General features: G+C 34.6%; 17 protein-coding genes and 2 tRNA genes. 14 read left to right on the top strand and 5 right to left on the bottom strand.

The features are described from left to right. Positions 1-2: 2 nt before the first annotated feature. The 10 genes from K412_RS0107820 to K412_RS0107775 all read left to right on the top strand — a co-directional run bounded on the left by K412_RS0107820 (position 3) and on the right by K412_RS0107775 (position 10429). The gene (locus K412_RS0107820; RefSeq protein WP_024832587.1) at positions 3-1103 is read left to right on the top strand and encodes a TolC family protein; all 1101 of its coding nucleotides are present in this window, start codon (positions 3-5) and stop codon (positions 1101-1103) included. 182 nt (positions 1104-1285) lie between these two features. After that, positions 1286-1984: a response regulator YycF gene (gene yycF, locus K412_RS0107815; RefSeq protein ID WP_024832586.1), complete on the top strand. Its 699-nt coding sequence runs from the start codon at positions 1286-1288 to the stop codon at positions 1982-1984. Positions 1985-2020: 36 nt separating this feature from the next. Continuing rightward, positions 2021-3844 (top strand): two-component system histidine kinase PnpS, encoded by a 1824-nt coding sequence (pnpS, locus tag K412_RS0107810; RefSeq protein WP_024832585.1) that lies wholly within the window; start codon positions 2021-2023, stop codon positions 3842-3844. Between the two features lie 106 nt (positions 3845-3950). Then, positions 3951-4391, top strand: coding sequence for a hypothetical protein (locus K412_RS0107805; protein ID WP_024832584.1), 441 nt, complete (start codon positions 3951-3953; stop codon positions 4389-4391). Between the two features lie 6 nt (positions 4392-4397). Then, positions 4398-5903, top strand: a complete 1506-nt coding sequence (locus K412_RS0107800) for a hypothetical protein (protein WP_024832583.1) — start codon at positions 4398-4400, stop codon at positions 5901-5903. Between the two features lie 68 nt (positions 5904-5971). Then, a complete protein-coding gene (yycI, locus tag K412_RS0107795; protein ID WP_024832582.1) occupies positions 5972-6805 on the top strand; it encodes a two-component system regulatory protein YycI in 834 nt (277 codons plus the stop codon). Positions 6806-7010: 205 nt separating this feature from the next. Next, the gene (locus K412_RS0107790) at positions 7011-8276 is read left to right on the top strand and encodes a UDP-N-acetylglucosamine 1-carboxyvinyltransferase (RefSeq protein ID WP_024832581.1); all 1266 of its coding nucleotides are present in this window, start codon (positions 7011-7013) and stop codon (positions 8274-8276) included. Between the two features lie 23 nt (positions 8277-8299). Continuing rightward, a complete protein-coding gene (locus tag K412_RS0107785) occupies positions 8300-9091 on the top strand; it encodes an MBL fold metallo-hydrolase (protein WP_024832580.1) in 792 nt (263 codons plus the stop codon). A 75-nt stretch (positions 9092-9166) separates the two neighbouring features. Further along, the gene (rlmH, locus tag K412_RS0107780; protein ID WP_024832579.1) at positions 9167-9646 is read left to right on the top strand and encodes a 23S rRNA (pseudouridine(1915)-N(3))-methyltransferase RlmH; all 480 of its coding nucleotides are present in this window, start codon (positions 9167-9169) and stop codon (positions 9644-9646) included. A gap of 102 nt (positions 9647-9748) precedes the next feature. Further along, positions 9749-10429 (top strand): DUF5680 domain-containing protein, encoded by a 681-nt coding sequence (locus tag K412_RS0107775; RefSeq protein WP_024832578.1) that lies wholly within the window; start codon positions 9749-9751, stop codon positions 10427-10429. Between the two features lie 204 nt (positions 10430-10633). On the opposite strand, the gene K412_RS21345 is transcribed toward K412_RS0107775, so the two are convergent. Beyond that, positions 10634-11524 (bottom strand): C40 family peptidase, encoded by an 891-nt coding sequence (locus K412_RS21345; RefSeq protein WP_024832577.1) that lies wholly within the window; start codon positions 11522-11524, stop codon positions 10634-10636. A 256-nt stretch (positions 11525-11780) separates the two neighbouring features. Here K412_RS21345 and K412_RS0107765 point away from each other — a divergent pair, with 256 nt between their 5' ends. Beyond that, on the top strand, positions 11781-13145 hold the full coding sequence (locus tag K412_RS0107765; RefSeq protein ID WP_024832576.1) for an MATE family efflux transporter: 1365 nt from the start codon (positions 11781-11783) through the stop codon (positions 13143-13145). A gap of 25 nt (positions 13146-13170) precedes the next feature. Here the strand turns inward: K412_RS0107765 and K412_RS0107760 are convergent, their stop codons facing one another. The 3 genes from K412_RS0107760 to deoD all read right to left on the bottom strand — a co-directional run bounded on the left by K412_RS0107760 (position 13171) and on the right by deoD (position 18629). After that, on the bottom strand, positions 13171-14565 hold the full coding sequence (locus K412_RS0107760; RefSeq protein WP_242835578.1) for a PAS domain-containing sensor histidine kinase: 1395 nt from the start codon (positions 14563-14565) through the stop codon (positions 13171-13173). A 576-nt stretch (positions 14566-15141) separates the two neighbouring features. Next, entirely contained in the window at positions 15142-17619 is a 2478-nt protein-coding gene (locus K412_RS0107755; protein WP_024832574.1) for an LTA synthase family protein, read from the bottom strand. 302 nt (positions 17620-17921) lie between these two features. Then, positions 17922-18629, bottom strand: coding sequence for a purine-nucleoside phosphorylase (deoD, locus tag K412_RS0107750; RefSeq protein WP_024832573.1), 708 nt, complete (start codon positions 18627-18629; stop codon positions 17922-17924). A 161-nt stretch (positions 18630-18790) separates the two neighbouring features. Here deoD and K412_RS0107745 point away from each other — a divergent pair. From K412_RS0107745 to K412_RS0107730, 3 genes are all read left to right on the top strand, one after another. Next, positions 18791-18866, top strand: a tRNA-Val gene (locus K412_RS0107745). Positions 18867-19031: 165 nt separating this feature from the next. Then, the gene (locus K412_RS0107740; RefSeq protein ID WP_034847312.1) at positions 19032-19619 is read left to right on the top strand and encodes a class I SAM-dependent methyltransferase; all 588 of its coding nucleotides are present in this window, start codon (positions 19032-19034) and stop codon (positions 19617-19619) included. A gap of 169 nt (positions 19620-19788) precedes the next feature. Next, positions 19789-19864, top strand: a tRNA-Thr gene (locus K412_RS0107730). A gap of 367 nt (positions 19865-20231) precedes the next feature. Here the strand turns inward: K412_RS0107730 and K412_RS0107725 are convergent. Then, complete coding sequence (locus K412_RS0107725; protein WP_024832571.1) at positions 20232-20585, bottom strand: VOC family protein; 354 nt, start codon at positions 20583-20585, stop codon at positions 20232-20234. Between the last annotated feature and the right edge of the window lie 131 nt (positions 20586-20716).

The following is a 20716-nucleotide window of genomic DNA, read 5'->3' as shown; positions in this document are numbered from 1 at the left end:
AAATGAGAGCAAAAGCTATAGGTAGTATAATATTAGGCTTATTAATATTACTTAATACAAGTATATTCACTCCCGCACAGGCATCAGGAGAAATAAGCCTAGAGTCAGCAATACAGACAGCTCTTAGCAATAATAAAGAACTGAAGCTTTATGACGATAAGATTACATATGCAAAACAACGTTATGATTTAGCATATGCAAAGTCATTTTCCGCAATGGCTAAAGGCTGGGATGATGACGCTGAACTGATATCAAATAAAAAAGAAGAGCTTCTATATCCGCTGCAGAGAAAGAATCAAATAGACCAATTGGTGTGGGAAAAACAAAATAAAGCTGATTCACTTGAAAGCGACGTAACAAAAGCATATTATGAGATATTAAATAAAAATACTTTGATTACTTTGCGAGAAAAAGCAGTAAAACGACTGCAAAATGAGCTAGAAGTTAAAAAGAAACAGGTAAAGGGCGGTGTAGAGGTCCAAACTACTGTTACAAACCTTCAAATATCAATAAATCAAGAACAGCAGAAAGTTAACAACCTTATTAGAGAAAGAGATGTTCAAATAATTAAATTAAATGGTTTACTTGGATTTGAACTAAGCAGCAGCATTAATCTGAAAAAAGTAAATATTCCGATTAATAGTATAGATAATATTAATATAGAAAATGCTGTAGAAAGTCAGAGTTTAAACAACCATGATATATTAAAAGCGCAAAAAGATTTAGAGGAAATTCGTCTGGAATATGATATAGTAAAAAAATATTCATATAAGCCAGACAGTAACGGAATAGAAGAAATTGAAGATCGTATGCTTGATGCGGAATATGCTTTGGAAGAAATTAAAAAGGATGTAAGTTTAAAAGTAAGAACCGACTTTAATACTCTTCTAAATTTACGCGATGATATAGAAATAAACAAGCTTGAATGTGAAAAAGCAAAAAAACTTTCCCAAGCTGCATCTGCTAAGTATAAATTAGGACAGATTACGCTGGTGGATTATGAAAAGGTAAAAGCTAATGAAGATGAGGCACAGATAGCATTAGAAAAAGCAAAATTAGACTATTTGATTGCTTATAATACTTTTATAACAAATTATAAATAATACTGGAACTTTTTTTAAAAGATTACGTCTAAGTTACAGGAGTATAATGTTTATACTCCTTCTGTTTTATATAAAAAAGCAATATTACCAAAATATTAATTTTTAATTACGAATAATTAATGGTATAATTCAGGTAGACTTTAGTGTAGAGATGCATAAAAAAATTTGATAGGGGTGTAATTTTGAACAAAAAGATCTTAATTGTAGACGATGAGAAAAATATTGTCGATATATTGAAATTCAACCTAAAAAAGGAAGGCTATGATACAATAGAGGCTTATGATGGAGAGGAAGCAGTGAACCTTGCACTTTCCCAGAATCCGGATCTTATTTTGTTGGATATAATGCTTCCTAAAATGGATGGATTCACTGTATGCAGAAAATTAAGACAGTCCATTTCAACACCTATTCTTATGCTGACTGCAAAGGAAGAAGAAGTGGATAAAGTTCTGGGGCTCGAGTTGGGAGCTGATGACTATATAACAAAGCCATTTAGTCCGAGAGAACTTATGGCACGAGTCAAGGCAAACCTTAGAAGGCTTATACCCAGTGAGCAGCCGAAGGAGAATACTAATTCTCATATAAACAAGTATGGGGATTTAACTATTGATATAGACAGGTATGAAATTAAAAGAGGAGAAGAAACTATTGAGCTCACTCTCCGTGAATTTGAACTTGTAAAATTTCTTGCAGCACAGCAGGGAACCATATTTTCAAGAGAAACTCTTCTGGAAAAGGTTTGGGGCTATGAATATTATGGGGATGTAAGAACTGTTGACGTTACAGTCAGAAGAGTAAGGGAAAAACTTGAGCAGGATCCTGCAAATCCACAGTACATTGTTACTAAAAGAGGAGTTGGATACTATTTCAACAAAATTTAGATTAATCGTGGTAAACGTATTTATTTAGGAGTTAGCATGAAATTTTGGAAAGGTTTTTTTAGGCTTCTAAACAGTTTGCAGTGGAAGCTTGTATACATTTTTATTTCAATGTGTATTATTCTGGTTTCTGTAGTATATGTTGTTATTAATATCGGACTTCAGAATATATACTATGACAGCTTTGCAAACAGTATAGAAACAGGATATAAAAATTGGATAGATGTAAGAGGCGGAGTTCCGGAATCTAATCAAAAACTTTTAGAATATTTCACAGAAAGTGGAGATGCCCTATTCTTTGGGGCGAATTCCTCTTTCCTGGGAATGACAATAATAGATTTAACAAACATACAGACTTCTACTGGTGGAATCCTTTATTCGTCTGAAAAGAGTTATACAGATGATCCTGAGGCATTTGCAAATAATATAAAAACTAGTGAAAGCCTTATGTCTATTTGGGCAGGGAACCAACTCCAGAAAAGCGAGCGTTTAATTAAAGGTGCTAACGGTAAGTATTTTGAGTATATTAAACAACCTAAAGACAATTTAATTTTTTATTTTACGTATCAGGAAGAGGCGTGGCTTCCAATATTGGAGAAGTTTAATTACCTGATACTTACAAGCGCTCTTATAGCGGTTTTTTTGTCTTTGCTTCTTGGATACATGCTTTCAAAGACAATTACGTCTCCCATAATAAGTGTTATGCATAAGGCTGAAAAAGTTGCTGAGGGAGATTTTGGGGAACAATTGACAGTTAAGTCTGAAGATGAAATAGGAAATCTGACAAGAACCTTTAACTATATGGCATCTGAGCTTAAGAAGACATTGTCCGAAATTTCGAGTGAGAAGAACAAGGTTGAGACAATACTCAACTATATGGCTGATGGGGTAATAGCCTTTGACTTAAATGGAATGGTCATTCATGCCAACCCAGCGGTTAAAAAGCTCCTTGGTGATGACGTAGTAAACAAACCTTTTAAAGAATTTGCCATTAAGGTAGGCCTTGATGTCAGAATTGAAGATATAGTTTACTTTGAAGAATCCCCGGTGAGAGAATCTGACACAATTATCAATGATATGTATGTAAAGGTTTATTTTGCTGTATTTACAGATACAAATAAAAAACCTGAGGGTATTATTGTAGTACTTCATGATGTTACAGAACAGCAAAAGCTTGATAGTATGAGAAGGGAATTCGTGGCAAATGTATCACATGAGCTTCGTACACCTATTACTTCAATAAAAAGTTATACTGAAACACTTTTAGATGGTGCTATGGAGGACCCGGAAACATCAAAACGCTTCCTTAGCGTAATTGACTCCGAGGCAGATAGAATGACTAGATTAGTAAAGGATTTGCTTCAGTTGTCCAGACTTGATAATCAGCAGATGAATTGGAAAATGGAAAAGGTATTTTTGGATACAATTGTAAAAACCATTGTTGAAAGAATGCAAATCGAAGCACAAAGAAAGCATCAAAAGCTTGAAAGCTACGTAATAGGGGACATTCCTGCAATAAATGCGGATAAAGACAGATTAGAGCAAGTTATAGTAAATCTTATAAGCAACGCAATTAAGTATACACCTGAGCATGGAGAAATAACAGTATATGTAGGTATAATCTATAACGATATATATGTAAAAGTTACGGATACGGGAATAGGGATTCCAAAGGAATCATTACCAAGAGTGTTCGAAAGATTCTACAGGGTAGACAAGGCAAGGTCCAGAGATATGGGGGGCACAGGCTTAGGCCTTTCTATTGCCAAGGAAATTGTACAGGCACACGGCGGTACTATCAGTATTTCTAGTGAAATGGGGAAAGGCACAGAGGTAACAGTTAAATTACCACGTGCAGTGTAAATATTTTTTAAATGCCATGTAATGGAATTGTAACAGAACTTGTATTATAATAAGTATATAGTACTGGGAAATAGTACAGATAGTTGTTTTTTCTCGAGGTGATATTATGAAATCAAAATTACTGATTTTTATTATAATAGTTTCTGTTTTGATGGCTGTATTTGTAACGCCTGTAATGGCTGCTTCAAATATTGTCAAGATTACTAGACCAGATGGCAATGAGGTAGTTGAAAAACCAATATTCTCAATTTGTGGTGTGTGTACATACGATGAAACCTTTATTGAGTTTCTGTACTGGGATAAAGGTACTGAAAAGTATCAACCACTTGAGACCACTGATGGAGAATACACATTTAAGGTCGGAAGCAGTAAACTGTTTGGTAAGAATGTTGAACTAAAATATAAGGGTGAAAACCATATTAGGGTAGTAGCCTATACTAAGGCCACTAAAGATGACCCGCAAACCAAGAATTACACTATAATTTATGCAGCTGAAAAGAAGAGTTTACTGGACAATATTCGTAATTGGCTTTTAGATAAATTTTAAAATATTATGATAAAATTAAATTCTACTAAAGTTGGTTTATATTTCGAAAAGCTTAAAACACTGTTTTTAATATTTTTAATAGTTCTTTGCGTAGTACAGGTGGGAATTCTCTGGAGTACTCAATCCAGTAGTTTCCCTTTTTTATCGTCTCTTTTTTCTGATTCCAAAATTGCATTACCGGTATCGGTAGAGGACACAAAATCAAAGTATCTTTTACCTTCAAGAATTGTTATGTCAACAGACTTTGATGGGGATCACTTTGTTATCCCTAATGGCTCAAAGGATTACAACAATATTTGGGATGGAGCGAAGACATATTTAGCTCAAGCTTTGGATAGCAAGCCCCAAAAGACTCAATCCTTTGATGATAAGTTATGGGGTAAATTGTCAGCCAGCAAACCTTATATGATTGAGTTTAAAACCTCAATTCCAACGGATATTGTTAAATGGGTGCTAAATCTTAAGCCATCAGCAGGAGATGGCCTTTCAGGTATTTATAAAATCATAATATGTCCGGATGACCCGGATAATGGATATAGCGACACCCTTTATATCAGAGATGACAAGAATATATATACATATAGCTTGGTTAATAGGATTACTTCATTGAGAAGTGAGGAATTTACAGTAATGTACGATATCCTCAAAGATAACCCTGCATCAAAAAATTATCAGTTTGCTGCTGAAAAGTGGGGAAAATCTGAAGAATTAAATTTTCCCAATGATATGCTTGGTCCAATGCTCGATAACACTGTTGAAGCCTACCCTAGCATTACATGTTCAACTTTTTCCGGAATGGATGAAGCTGACTTGAACTCTCTGGATTATGAAGATTACGAAAAGATAGCCTCAGAACTTTTCGGAGAATCAAGCAGTGATTATGACTATGACAGGGATATTAATGGCTCAGTGGTTTTTAAAAGACTTGATATCGTGTATAGGTTATACAAAAACTCAGTTCTGGAATATAAGTACACAGGAAGCCAGACATCAGCATATAATCTTAGGCTATTGGATGCCTATAAGAAAGCAATAGAGTTTATTATAGATGTTAATAAACAGAATAATTTTTTATCAAAAGTAAATGTATACCTCAGTGAAGTCGAAGAAAATTCCAACTCATATACCTTTAAATTTGATTATTCGATTATGGTAAACGAACAAGAGGGAGAGGTTCCTTTGATATTAAAGGATTATTCAGTTGCAAAAGGCATGGATAATCAGGAAAATGCTATAATTATTGAGGCAAACTCAAAAAGAGTAGTTCATTGTCAAATGATACCTGTCAAGTTTAAGGTAGGGAAACCCTTAAATTATCAATGGGCATTTCAATACATGTATTCAAAAGCATTTGAGAAATATCCGGAATTAAGCAACAAAGAAATGTCAGTTAAGAATTTCGGAGTATATTATGTACTATCAAATTCTGCTCTTAAAGAAAATATAGTACCAAGTTTTGTCTTATATACCGAAGACAATGGTAGGTATGTACTACCGTTAAGCCAAAAATAAAAGAATTGTAAAAAATGATTATAACAGGGTACAAGGGGAAATAATACTAATGACCAGAGGGAGGACAAATGAACTGGAAGAAAGCCAAGATAATTTTAATAATAGTCTTTACAATTTTGAATATAGTTTTGGCTTTTGCCTGGTATAAAAATATTAAGGTTGAGCAGGTATCCCAACAAACTATAACCAATACTGGATTGATTATGGCTAAAAATGGTATTAATGTAGAATGTCCCATACCTAAATATAAAGGCAAGGATTACATACTCCAATACGAGGAGAGTCCCCTAAATAAGACAAAGATAGCAGAGGTGCTTCTTGGTAAAGGATATGTAAAATCAGGGAATGATACATATACAAAGGATACAAATAAGCTTGTGTTCACATCAGATTCAGGATTTGAGTATACAGGCACCGGCGAGAACAGCGTGAAAGTTTATACCGACAGTAAAGAAGGAATCAATGCAAAATTCAAGGCATTGGCTTCTAAAATGAATTTGCCTTTCGATGAGTTCAAACAAGATTATTATACTGATTCCAAAAACGTAAATGAAAAGTTGTTAGTATATAAGGGTTTTTATAAAGGATATGAGGTTTTTGACAACTTTATTGAGATTCAGGTGATAAACAAGGAAATATGCGAGCTTAAATATCAATATAAAAAGCCTATAAGTATTACTGCAAGAAGAGATATAAATATTATACCAGCGTATCAAATTCTAATAACAAAGATGACCAAATACCAAGGCATTGACATATGTAATGTGGATATGGGATTTAAGGGATATACAGGAGTTGACAAGGAAACAAAGACTCTTTACGAAGGGTTATCCTGGAGAATAAGAAGTACCGACGGAAAAGAGTATTATTTTAATGCACGTAATGGCGAAGAAATAAAATAGCTAAGATTGGTAAATTTTAATATATGATAATAATGGTAGAATAATTTAAATCTAAATGGTATAATGAAATCGTGTGTGTAATATTATAGCAAACACTATTTGATTACATAATTTGGTGTATTTACAGATTTACCATTTGCTTCATTAAATAGGTATTGCTGTTTATAGCCTGGACAGTTTATACAAAAGGTTGGTGTATAAGGGTTTGGATAAGTTTATAATAAATGGGCCATGTCCCCTGAATGGTGAAGTTACAATTAGCGGAGCCAAGAACGCAGCAGTAGCTGTTTTACCTGCTGCACTCATCATAAATGGTATTAGTCGGATAGAAAATGTCCCTGATATCAAGGATGTAAAAGTTTTACTGGAGATACTCGTTAAATTAGGTGCTAAAATTACTAAAGAAGATGCCAACACCGTTATATGTGACACCAGAGAAATCAATTGCTGGACAGCTCCGTATGAGCTTGTAAAAAGTATGCGAGCTTCATACTATTTGTTGGGAGCATTGATTGCAAGGTTTGGAAAAGCGGAGGTATCACTTCCCGGCGGATGTGATTTCGGATTTAGGCCTATTGATCAACACATTAAGGGCTTTGAGGCAATGGGAGCGAGTGTTGAGATTGAGCATGGTATTGTTAAGGTAGATGCTTCAAATCTTACAGGAGCTCAGATTTATCTTGATGTTGTAAGCGTAGGTGCCACTATAAACTTGATGCTGGCAGCTGTAAAGGCTAAAGGACAAACTACTATTGAAAATGCTGCCAAAGAACCACATGTAGTTGACGTAGCAAACTTTCTTAATGCTATGGGTGCAAATATCCGAGGTGCAGGAACGGATGTCATAAAGATAAAGGGTGTAGATCACCTGAAAGGCGGAGGAACACATTCCATTATCCCTGACATGATTGAGGCAGGGACATTTATGATTGCTGCCGCTGCCACTCGTGGAGATGTAACTGTAAAAAACGTTATTCCCAAGCATATGGAATCGCTTACTGCTAAGCTGATTGAAATGGGTGTTACCGTTCAGGAAGATGAAGACTTCATAAGAATTTTAGGTGGAAATAAGATTAGAAATGTAAACATAATGACGTTGCCATACCCCGGATTTCCTACTGATCTTCATCCTCAAGCTACCGTGCTTTTAAGTCTTGCAGAAGGTGTAAGCACTATTACAGAAGGTGTATGGGATTCCAGGTTCCAATACGTGGATGAACTAAAAAGAATGGGCGCAAGGATTAAGGTTGAAGGAAGGATTGCCGTTATAGATGGTGGAAATCAACTTTCAGGTGCACCTGTAAAAGCTACAGATTTGAGAGCAGGGGCTGCCATGGTACTTGCAGGATTAATTTCAAAGGGGCGTACTGAAGTTTTAAATATTAAATATATAGACAGAGGATACGAGAACTTTGTACAAAAGCTGAATCTTTTAGGTGCAGATATTAGCAGGGTACCATGTGAGGATTAATTATATACAATGAGGTCAATTAAATGGTCAAGTTTTGCAGTTTGTTTAGCGGAAGCAGTGGCAATGCACTTTTTATAGGTACAGAAAAAACAAAACTTCTTATAGATGCCGGCTTGAGCGGTAAAAAAATACTTGAGGCACTATCGTCCATTGGTGAAAAGCCGGAGGAACTAAGTGCAATATTAATTTCTCATGAACATGTTGACCATGTTCGAGGTGCAGGGATTCTATCAAGGAAAGTAGATATTCCCATATATGCAAATGAGTCTACTTGGTGTGCAATGGAAAACGGTCTTGGACCTGTAAAGCTTGAAAACAAAGTAGCATTCAATACCGGTGAAGAGTTTGAAATCGGAGATATATGTATAAGGCCATTTTCAATTCCTCATGATGCTGCTGAACCTGTAGGTTTTAATTTTTTTGCAGAAGGAAAAAGGATTACCACAGCAACAGATATAGGGCATATGAGTGACGAACTTTTGAGCTACATAGTAGGAAATGACCTGGTTTTGCTTGAATCCAATCATGATATTGAAATGCTTAGAGTTGGACCATATCCGTGGCCTTTAAAGAAAAGAATTTTAGGAGACCACGGACACTTATCAAATGAGAATGCTGCGAAGGTGATTACATATCTTGCAGAAAAGGGCTGCAGCAGGTTCATTTTGGGACATTTAAGCAGTGAGAACAATTTCCCAGAGCTTGCCTACCAGACAACATATAACGCACTAAATGAAAAAAAGATAGCAGTAGGCAGTGACGTTGAGCTTGCAGTTGCTTTAAGGGACAGAGTTGGACAAATTAATATAATATAATAAAGAATGTAAAAAGGGGGAATCAGTAATTTCTGGTTTTCCTTTATTTTTGTGTTTTTGTTAGGAGATATTTATATGAAAATAACAATAGCAGCTGTAGGAAAGCTGAAAGAAAAGTATTTGAAAGAAGCAGTATCAGAATATACTAAAAGATTATCCAGATTTACAGAAGTGGAAATTATCGAAGTAGATGATGAATACGCACCTGATTCTCTCAGTGAGGCACAGGAATGTCAAGTTAAGAAGAAGGAAGCTGAGAGGCTGCTAAAGAGAGTTAAGCAGGGAAGCTATGTTATATTACTGGATTTGGCGGGTGAGCAGACAACTTCTTCAGGATTTTCCGCTAAACTTGAAAATATAATGATTTCGGGGAATTCCCATATAACTTTTATTATAGGGGGTTCTCTTGGTTTGGATCAAAGTCTTATAAATATTTCGGACTACAGACTTTGTCTTTCAAAAATGACATTTCCTCACCAACTTGCAAGAGTTATTCTTATGGAGCAGGTATACAGGGCCTTTAAGATTATTAATAATGAAACATATCATAAGTAAACTGTGCTTTATATTAAATAGCTACTAATAGTTGACATATTGTTAGCAGGGGTTGGTAGAAATGCTCAAATTATTTCTGTAATATCGTATAGGGGTGAAAAAATGAAATTCCAAGATAAATTACAGGCTCTAAGAAAAGAGAAAGGATTGTCTCAGGAAAAGTTAGCTGAAGCTATTGGAGTGTCAAGGCAAGCTGTTGCAAAATGGGAAGTAGGTCAGTCATATCCTGAGATAAATAAACTTGTTGCTTTGAGCAATTATTTTGGTGTAAGTGTAGATAAATTTGTAAAGGATTATGATGATGAAAATTGCACTTACCAATATAGTAAACAGCAAAGTTGTGCAAATGAAGAAATAATTGATTTTTTATGCCGTGCAAAAAAGTCGACTTATGCTGGTCGTGGGGTTGAAGGAACTTCCTCAAGACCTAATTCACATGATTTTTACTATGAAGAAGGTAATCTAAAATATATCGATACTTATTTGGGAGGAGAAAAATTTTCAGGGGAAGAAGCAATGTGGTATGATAACTTTCCATTCTGGTCAATGAATTATATTGGTCGGGTTATTGCTGATGATTTTTCAGGTGATTTCCTGAAAGAATGTCTATTATTAGTTCCTAAAGAATATCCTTATCGTGGACCTTTGATCTATCGAAATGGTCAATATAGCTATCATTGTGTAGTGAATGGGGAGTTTGAGTGGTTTAATGGGTATGAAGAAATTTTCTATAATGATACTAAAGTATATGAATGCATTTTTCATGGTGGTTGTGTAATATAGGTTACTAAAACCCTCCAATATCACCAGACTTTGTGCAAGTGTTATGATGATAATTATGTTATCTTTGAATCTTTTTTTAATTACTAGTTTTTATGAGAGTTAATGGATTTCAACAGACTTTAAGTTAACATTTTAAAATAAGAGGGATGCTCTATTCAAGCATCCTTCTATATTTTTAGTATACAACGAGTTTAAGACATAAACTTACTGAATGATTCTTCTTGCTGTTACATAACGGCTTGTCCAATAGCTTGTGGTAGTGTCTGTAATTTTAACAGTATCTCCTGTTTTAGGGCTGTGTATCATTTTACCGCCTCCGAGATATATACCTACATGGCTGATAACTCCGTTTCCTTCAAAGGAGTAGAAAACCAAGTCACCGGGCTGCAGATTCGCCTTGGCCACGAATGTCCCATTTGACGCTTGATCTTTAGATATCCTATTTAAAGTATAGCCATGCTTTCCAAAAACGTATTGTGTAAAACCTGAGCAATCAAAGCCTCCATCGCTGGGGGAATCACCTCCATAAACATAGGGGGTACCAAGAAAGGTCTTGGAGTAAGCAATGAGAGCGTCAACTTTTTCTTGTCTTGTAGTTTGTTGATTGTTTAATTTCAAATACTGCCCACTTGACCATCCTGTTCTGCCATCCGTTAGTTTAATCTGGTACCAGCCATTAGATTCTCCTATAATCTTTACGACATTTCCTTTCCATAATACATGCATTATGGGGTAGGCTGTTGATGCTCCGGTGCGCATATTTAAACTGGTTGCTGTTACTGTAGCTGTAGTATTAAGGGAAGCCACAGAGGAGGTTTTTGCTGGTGTGGCCGCAGCAGCATTTGTAGCAGCAACTGGAAAAAGTGAAAGAGTTCCTACTACCATTGTACCAAGCATTAGTTTTACTGAATTAATCTTGACATCTGAGAATTTCTCGCGAATAAGTTTTTTGATTTGTTCTTCAACTTTTATAGTAGTTTCTTTAGCACCTGCTAAAAATTCAGAGGCAAACTCTTCAGTGCCGGGGTTTAGGTATAACTCAAGGGTAAAGCCATCACCGTCTTCTACTAATCTATAATTTTTATAAAAATCCATATTGCACCTCATATCCTAATCAATATAGTTACTATTTATAGTTACCAGGTTTTAAGATAATATTAGAAGTGTTTGTATATGAGAATACAACTACTATTACAAATCATTCTGCAAGTAAATGATAATTGATGTTGAAAAATGTCTAAAAATAATATATATTAGTATGGCTGATAATAAATAAAATTATGATTAGTTTGAAAAATTACATAGTAAAAAATTCAATAATTAAATTACTAGATAAAAATTAGAGGTTAAAATGTCAATAAATTACGTGCAAGATATGACAGAAGGAAATGAAGTCAAACTTCTTATAGGATTTTCATTGCCAATGCTTATCGGTAACATCTTTCAACAATTTTACAACTTAATTGACTCGATTATTGTAGGAAAATATGTAGGAGCTAATGCGCTTGCAGCAGTTGGAGCTACAGCCTCACTAAATTTTCTAGCATTCTCCATATGTTTGGGGTTGTCCATTGGAATAGGTATAATAATTTCACAGTATTTTGGTGCAAAAAAAGAAGAAGATGTAAAGAGCGCTATAGCAAATGCAGTATATGTAATAGCTGTGTCAGGACTTATTATGAGTTTAGTAACATGCCTTTTAGCTCAGCCTATATTGGAGTTAATGCGAACGCCTCCTGAAATTATTGATGATTCGGTGAAGTTTCTGAGAATAACATCCGGTGGTATGATTGCAGTGGCGGCGTATAATGCCATAGCTGGTATATTAAGGGCGTTAGGGGATTCAAGGACACCCTTGTTATTTTTAATACTATCTTGTGGAGTTAATGTAGGTCTGGATCTGTTGTTTGTACTGAAATTTGGGTTTGGTGTAGCGGGCACAGCATGTGCTACTGTTATTTCACAGGCAATTGCTGCTTTGGGGTGTATTACCTTTGCTTTAACCACAAATCCATATTTCAAATTAAAAAAAGAACATATGAGAATAAGTTGGCCAATTATAAAAAAATGTTTTAAAATCGGAATTCCAGTTGCATTGCAAAACTCTATGATTGCCATTTCATTGGTAGCATTACAGAGGGTTGTAAACGGATTTGGAGAAGTGGCAGTTGCTGCATATACAGCCACCAGTAGAGTAGAACAGCTTATTGGACAGCCTTATAACTCTTTGGGAGCAGCCATGGCTACATTTTCAGGACAAAATATGGGTGCAGGAAAGCTAGAACGGGTAAGAAAGGGATATCATAAAGGTATTATAATAGTAGCGATACTAAGTCTAGTGGCACTGCTGGCAGCCCAATTCGGAGGCTATGCAATTATGAGTATATTTGTTAAAGAATCAGCTGTTATTGACCTTGGAGCTAAAGCAATAAAAATTACAAGCTGTATGTATTTTGCACTTGGCCTGATATATATAACAAGAGGGGTTTTAAACGGGGCTGGTGATGCTTTTTACTCTATGATAAACGGCTTTGTTGAAGTTATAGGTAGAGTTGGGTTTTCAACCGGCTTAGCAATGATACCAGCTATCGGAGTTTGGAGTGTATGGGCTACTACCGGATTAACATGGGGTATTACGGCTATTGCGAGTATTATAAGATACAAACAGGGAAAATGGGAACATAAATCGTTAGTAGCGGCTGACAATAACCCATAATTAAATGAAAATCCAATTTAATAACTTAGTAAACATCTGAGAACTCTATATTAACTTTTTCGTTTAAAGTAAGAAGTGTAGGGACATTTTTAGCTGCACTTTTTGGTACAAGGTATACAGGCAACGTAATTGTAAAAGTACTACCCTTGTTAGGCTCGCTCTCTAAAGTTATAGAGCCCTTGTGCAGTTCTACCAGATACTTTGTAATAGTCAATCCCATTCCGCTTCCTTCATGTTGCCGAGTAAGGGACTTATCCACTTGAATAAACCTATCAAAAATTAATGATTGGTTTTCCAAGGAAATACCGATTCCGTTATCCTTAACTGATATTTTTACATTATCAGCAGAGTCTGTAATACTTACATAAATTTCTCTTCCATTACCATTAAACTTTACCGCATTAGAAATCAAATTCAAGAGAATTCTTTGTATTTGATCAGGGTCGCAGGCCATAAACTTTTCTTCAACGTCCGTATCGAATATCAAGGTAATACCCTTATCTTTAATATAAGATGCTACCGATAGGACAGTTTCCTCTACAATATCAACAATATTGTTGTTTGATAGGTTTAGATCCAAAGAGCCTGCATCCATCTTGGTAATGTCGATAATATTATTAATAATCCTCGTCAGCCTGAAACAATTCTGATTCATTATGTGAAAATGCTTGTGCATCAATGCTGTGTCAAGTACACCATGGTTCTGGCTGATTTTAAGAGCTGAAAGTTTAAGACTGCTAACCATAAGATTTAATGGTGTTCTAAGCTCATGAGAAACATTACACAGAAAATCAGTTTTCAGCTTATCCAATTCTTTTAATTTATCATTTGCCTGATTAGCAACATTTGTAACAGCAACTTCCTCTGCAACTTTTTCAGCAAAACTGAGGACATTACTTGCATCTTGCAAGATATATGTAGTTCCGATAATAGTCTTATCCTCGGAATAAATCGGGGATATGGAGATATTGACAGGTATTGTGTGATTATCCTTAGTTAGGATTTTATAACCTGATATCTTTACACTAGATTTATCCGAGCATATTTTCGGCGAAAACAAAGTAGAAACGTCTCTTTCCAAAAGCTCAGAATGACAATATCCTGAAAGCTCTCTAAAACTATCATTGACCTCTATTATTTTACCCTTTGTATCAGTGATAATAACCATATCAGATAATTTTGAAATAATCTGTTTAGCTGTAATTGAAGCGGATGTCATATTCAAACTTTGCTTCGCAAATATAATATTTAATGTTATGGAATATATAACAATAGTAGTATGTACAATAGTCGGTGATACATTTCTACTGAAACAAGGCAATATAATGTTTGTAACAATTCCAACGCTTAAAGGAACTGTTTGAAGAAGAGCGTGTGTAATAACTGACTTTAGCTCAGTAGAACTCAAATTTATATACAAAATAATCCCAATAAAGAGGGAGCAAGGCAAAAACCATGGGTCTGGGGTATTAAAGGAGTATAACCAAATCCCATTACTCTTGTAAATAGTAAGATAACTCAAGTTGTCAAAAAGAAACAGTATCGTTATAGGAATGCATAATGAAAATATGACGGGTACAGTCAATTTTGTGTTCTGCGGCCCGTCATTTAGTATTGATACAATGTTAATTGACAAAATATTATATGTACAAAACCCTATAGCTCCCACCTTATACCACATAAGAGCAGATTCTTTGTCCGGAGAACTCAAAAAAAACACAAAAGACAAAGACCAAAGTGTAAGTACAATATTTAAAAGTAAATAAAATCGTCGATTGCTATTATTACGCTTTAGTATAAAGACACAGGAGGTAGTAACTGCGTAAGTTAACAAAATTATAAGTGATATTATCGTCACTAAAACCGAATAAGACAAATAACACATATATATGACCTCTCTCTACACCATAATATTATACTGTTATGTAAAAATAAGTCAAACACTATTATGCACCAAAAAATGAGATTTTTATGGTAAATCGCGGTATTATTATGTCTATTTCAAGTATTTATTTCCAAATAAAATATCGTATTGGATTAAGCGATAATCCTTAATAAGCTGGTTATTACTGTCAATAGTATTTATAGTTTGCTGATGGAGAACAGGGAACTTTTTCTCCAACTCCGGAAGAATATTAAAATAATTAGGATATTTTACACCGGCATCCTGCAAAATCTTGTAGGCTATATGAGACGGCGAAACAATTTCGGAGAAAGAATCAATCTCTTTGAAGTTTGACCATGCAGCAAAAGGAGTTGTGTAATATTTTAACTTTTCTAAGTTTTGGTTTTGAGCTGACCTGTCATCAGTGCCTAAGAGATCATATACTTTGTAAAAATCATTCAGAGTTCCAAGTCTGGGGGCATGATCTCCAAAGAAATACACCAATGTAGGCTTATTAGTCTTTTTCAACTCTTCTATAAGCTTTCCAAAAGATTGATCGGCGTCATAAATACCTTGAGCAAAATTACCTACTATATTCTTCTGTTGGTCGTTTAGTTTATCTGATTCCACAGTTACATCATGAGAACTGTATTTATCAATATAGGGGTCATGATTCTGCATTGAAATTCCAAAAATAAACGCGGGCTTATCAGAGGAATCCAAAGTATCCAGAATTTTGTCAACTAAGGCATAATCTGAAATATACGGTCCTTTACACTGAGAACTGAGGTCGAATTTATCAACATCGTAAAAATTCTCAAATCCGAAATAATTATATACTTTATCTCTGTTATAAAACCAACCATAATTTGGGTGAATAGCAGTCGTGCTGTAGCCGTTGTCCTTAAAAACAGATGCAATACTTGGAGTTTCTGTTCTGAGATATGCATTGTAAACAATAATACCCGGGCTCAAGGAAGAGATTGACAACCCTGTGAGAGCCTCAAATTCACTGTTTGCAGTTCCACCACCAATAATTGGCGCTGCTATTTGTCCCTTTTGGTACTTATGAGTATTTTCTACAATATCTTTGCTGAATTTTATATCATTAAGCTTAGTTATATCCCAAAAACTTTCACTCATTATCATGATAATGTTAGGTTTTTCTTTTGAAGCAACGGCAGAGGCGGCTACACTTTCACCGGATTTGCCATATTTCGTATTAATCTCGGCCATTGTATTCTCGCTATAACCTTGAGGCTTAGGATTAAGGTACTTATCAAGCTCTGTAAGGTAAAAATAGTTTTGGGCGAACATTCCGTTAGCCATTATTTCGTCTTTACCGATATACCATGATTTCTGTATTCCCAATTGTACTGACAAAGGTGTGTTTGTAAGAATTATGGAATTCAGTAAGAAAAATACTGCAGCAAAAGGAAGCAGGTATATAGAAAGTTTTGGTTTCATATATCTGCCTATAGCCTTTCTGAAGTGTATCACAAGATACATCAGTACTCCAATAGCGGCAACAACAGCGATTATAATAGGGATACTAATATATTCTTTTGATATACCGATTAAATTACGAATAAGATATAAATCCCATGGATAAAAAGGTTCGTCAAAATATGTGAACTTGATATAATTAGCAACTGTAAGGAAAATAGTCACTATTCCTATGATAACTTTAGGGATACCCTTACCTAACAATGCTGTCAAACACAGATAAATGCCGCATAAAACCATTATATTAAACATCAGATTAGGGTCAAGTACATCCTTAATGGTTTCATTTAGATTTTGCCTTATGGAAAACTCGCAAATAAAGGTTGCAATACCGGAAACTGCAAAGAAGGATATAAAGTTTACCACTGGCTTTATAAAATCTGAAAGATCAAAAGCGGTACTTCCCTTTGAGAACCTTGATATTAGCATACGGAAAATCATATTTGCAGATATGGAAAACCATATGGCAAAAAGTGTTATAAAGGGCAGGTAAACAGCGGTTAAGGCACCTAACTTAACGATATTTAACAAAAGCATACTATCAATAATTGAATGACCAAGTGCTTTAAATAGAAAAACTGCTAACCCGCAAGAAGAAATTACCAAGTTCATAAAAGCAAATGCCCATATCTTTTTCGATTTGATAATATTTTTCCCATTTACAAAGGAGCCGAATACATATACGGGATAAAATGCTATTACAAATACAGGTACACTGAAATCTAACAAAGACACAGCGTACACAGAAATAAATGAAAGCAAAAATGTTACGGGAAACAATAATTTAAACCGCTGAAGCTTTGGGGTAATAACACTCCATAAAAGATATGAAAGGAACAGCATATTTAACAGGTATATTCTGTGAGTTATTGACAGTAATAAAACAATTAGGTTTGCACCAAAAAGGATAATAAATGCAAGCCTATTAATTTTTAACTTTATAGAAGACATATAGAAAACAACGGTTGAAGCCAATAGTACTAAAGCCAATTGGACAAATCCGTTACTATTATAAAATATATCTACAGTACTTATTACTGCAACTAAAAAAAAGTAGATTAAATTATTTCTTATATTTTTCATATTTACCCAGCTTCCTGTTATTATTTAAGTCAGAATAAAGTAATAGCATTTTCTGTATAATATAATACCCCTAGCTGTATATTTCATGTCATCTTTTTGCCAAAGTAACAGGTAAATTTTGAAAAATTTTACCTGCAAAGTATTATTATACAGATATTTGCTGACTTTTAAACACGAAAACGATTATATCAAACTAAATCTAAATATAAAAGTAGATAAAAGTAGAAATACATAAATGTAACAAAAAATTTAAAAATAAGAGCCTACCCATAAATAAATGGATAGACTCTTTCTATAACACCCTATGCAAGTTCTAGTGCAATTTCCATCATATTGGTAAATGATGTCTGACGTTCCTCGGCTGATGTTGCTTCATGTGAAACAAGGGAGTCAGAAACAGTCAATATACATATAGCATTTGCACCGGCACGAGCTGCATTCATGTATAGTGCTGCAGCTTCCATTTCTATTGCCAGAACACCCATTCTGGCCCACTTCTTCCAAACCTCCGGCTCATCATCGTAAAATATATCAGAGGATAAAATATTTCCCACCTTCACGGATATTCCTTTATTCTCTGCAATGTCTAAAGCCTTTTTCATTAGGGGCCAGGATGCGGTAGGAGCAAAAGTTCCAGGCAAGTTATATTGGGATGCATAATTGGATGTTGTAGAAGCCGACATTCCGATAATTATATCTCTAATTTTAATATCCTCCTGGATAGCACCGCAGGAACCAATCCTAATAATGTTCTTAACTCCATAAAAGTTTAACAACTCGTATGAGTATATTCCGATTGAGGGCATACCCATTCCAGATCCCATAACAGAAATTTTTTTGCCTTTATAAGTACCAGTATATCCGAACATATTCCTAACGGAATTAAATTGAACCGGGTTTTCCAAATAGGTCTCGGCTATAAATTTAGCACGAAGAGGATCTCCCGGCATTAATACTGTTTCAGCGATAATACCCTGTTCGCTTACATTGATATGTGGTGTAGGAATCATAATTCACTCTCCTAAATTTAATATCTTTACGTTAAAAAACTTATAGTACATATAAATTATACAATTTTCCAGTTAAAAAAACAGTAAAAATATAACAAATAAAATCAATTTAAAAATTATTGACAATTTAAATTGATAAGTTTATAATAATTCGTGCATAAGGGAGCTTAGCTCAGCTGGGAGAGCATCTGCCTTACAAGCAGAGGGTCATAGGTTCGAGCCCTATAGTTCCCACCAAAAGCAATTATCATATTTTATGATAATTGCTTTTTTAGTATTAAAAATATTGAATATCATGCCCTTTGCATTTAATTTAAGAAATGCTGTTAATTTTGAGATATAATAGAAGCTTAATACTAAGGTTACATAGCTGTTTAGAAAAGAAAGTAGTGGAGGATATAAATGAGCGAGTACTATATACTTGATGCAAAAGTAAAAGACATAGATTTGAAGTTTGAAACTTCAAATAAAGTTTTTTCTCCAAAGAGCATAGACAAAGGTACTTTAGCAATGTTATCTGTTGTTGAATTTGAGAAAACTGATAAAGTTTTGGACCTGGGCTGTGGATACGGAATAGTTGGCATACTGGCAGCAAAAATTTTAGGGATAGAAAATGTTGTAATGACTGACAAGGACAGTATTGCTGTGGAATTGTCAAAGAAGAATGCGGCACTTAACAGTGTTGAGGGAGTTAAAATCATTCAAAGTGATGGCTTTAAAAATCTAGATGAAAAAGATTTTACTATGATATTATCTAACCCACCATATCATACTGACTTTTCTGTAGCAAAGGAGTTCATTGAAAAAGGGTTTAACAGACTTTGCATTGGTGGAAGGATGTACATGGTTACAAAAAGGAAGGACTGGTACAAGAACAAGCTCACGGCTATTTTTGGAGGGACCAAAATTTGGGAGATAGATGGTTACTTTGTATTTATGGCTAAAAAGAAGGATAGTTCTTATGCAAATACTAAAAAGAGTAGGAAATGAAGCAAATGAGTTTAGTTTTCAGGGGCAGTTTGGGGGAACTAGTGGTATAAAATCAAACAGTCATTATGGTTAAATTTTCTTATCAAAAAAGTGTTGACACATGAGTTTTACCCTGCTATACTATCATAGTGTCAAGGGCAGAAACAACTGCCATGATAAAAGAAAAGATGCTGGTGTAGCTCAGCAGGTAGAGCAGCTGACTTGTAATCAGCAGGTCGGGGGTTCGATTCCGTCCGCCAGCTCCAAAACCCTTCAAAATGACATTTTGAAGGGTTTTTTCATGTGCGAACTTCTTACTTTGTAAAAACAACACAAATGGTTTCACCTGTTTCTGAAAATTCCTTCCCAGCAACATCACCAAAAAACTCAAATGTATTGAAACCTGCCGACTGAATTTCTGATAGCAGTGCTTCCTTGGTAAAATGGTCCCATATATTAGCAATTCACAGTTTTTTTTGTAATTACAATAGACTGCCTTAACTCCGTATTATCTTCATATTGATAAACTGATTCTAAGCAAATATGTGGCTTCACACACAGAAATCCACCATCTTCACAGAAATACCATGAATGACTATCCTGTTTTCACATAAGAGGTGTAAATAACTTTCGCTAAACACCCTTTGGCATACTTCTAAAATAAATGTGATTGCCATCGGGGTCACAGAAATGCATATTTTTTGCTCCCCATGGCTGTAATTTTGGAGCATCAATAATATGTACTCCTAAATTTAATAATCTCTTATATTCTTCATCTACATCATCAACAGTAAAAGCTAAGCTGATATTTTCATTTTGGTTGTTCTTTATTTTACCGTTATTGTAAACACTCAAAGTAGTACTTTCTGTAATTATAAATTGGTGTACTTCATCCTTACAATCCGAAGAAATACCTAAGATACTTCTGTAGAAATCAACAATTTTAACAACGTCATTTGTTTCTATGCAAACTTCTCCTAAAATCATTTATCCATCTCCCTTTATAATTAAGTTATATACACCGTATGGCCTGAATTTTAAGTAATTATAACATTAAAGTAATTGGATGCCAATGCCGTATACATAATAACAAGAAGATTTGAAATGCAATTAGAGAG

The sequence above is a fragment of the Ruminiclostridium josui JCM 17888 genome (assembly GCF_000526495.1).
Classification (GTDB): domain Bacteria; phylum Bacillota; class Clostridia; order Acetivibrionales; family DSM-1351; genus Ruminiclostridium; species Ruminiclostridium josui.
This window is presented reverse-complemented; position numbering and strand designations above follow the sequence as displayed.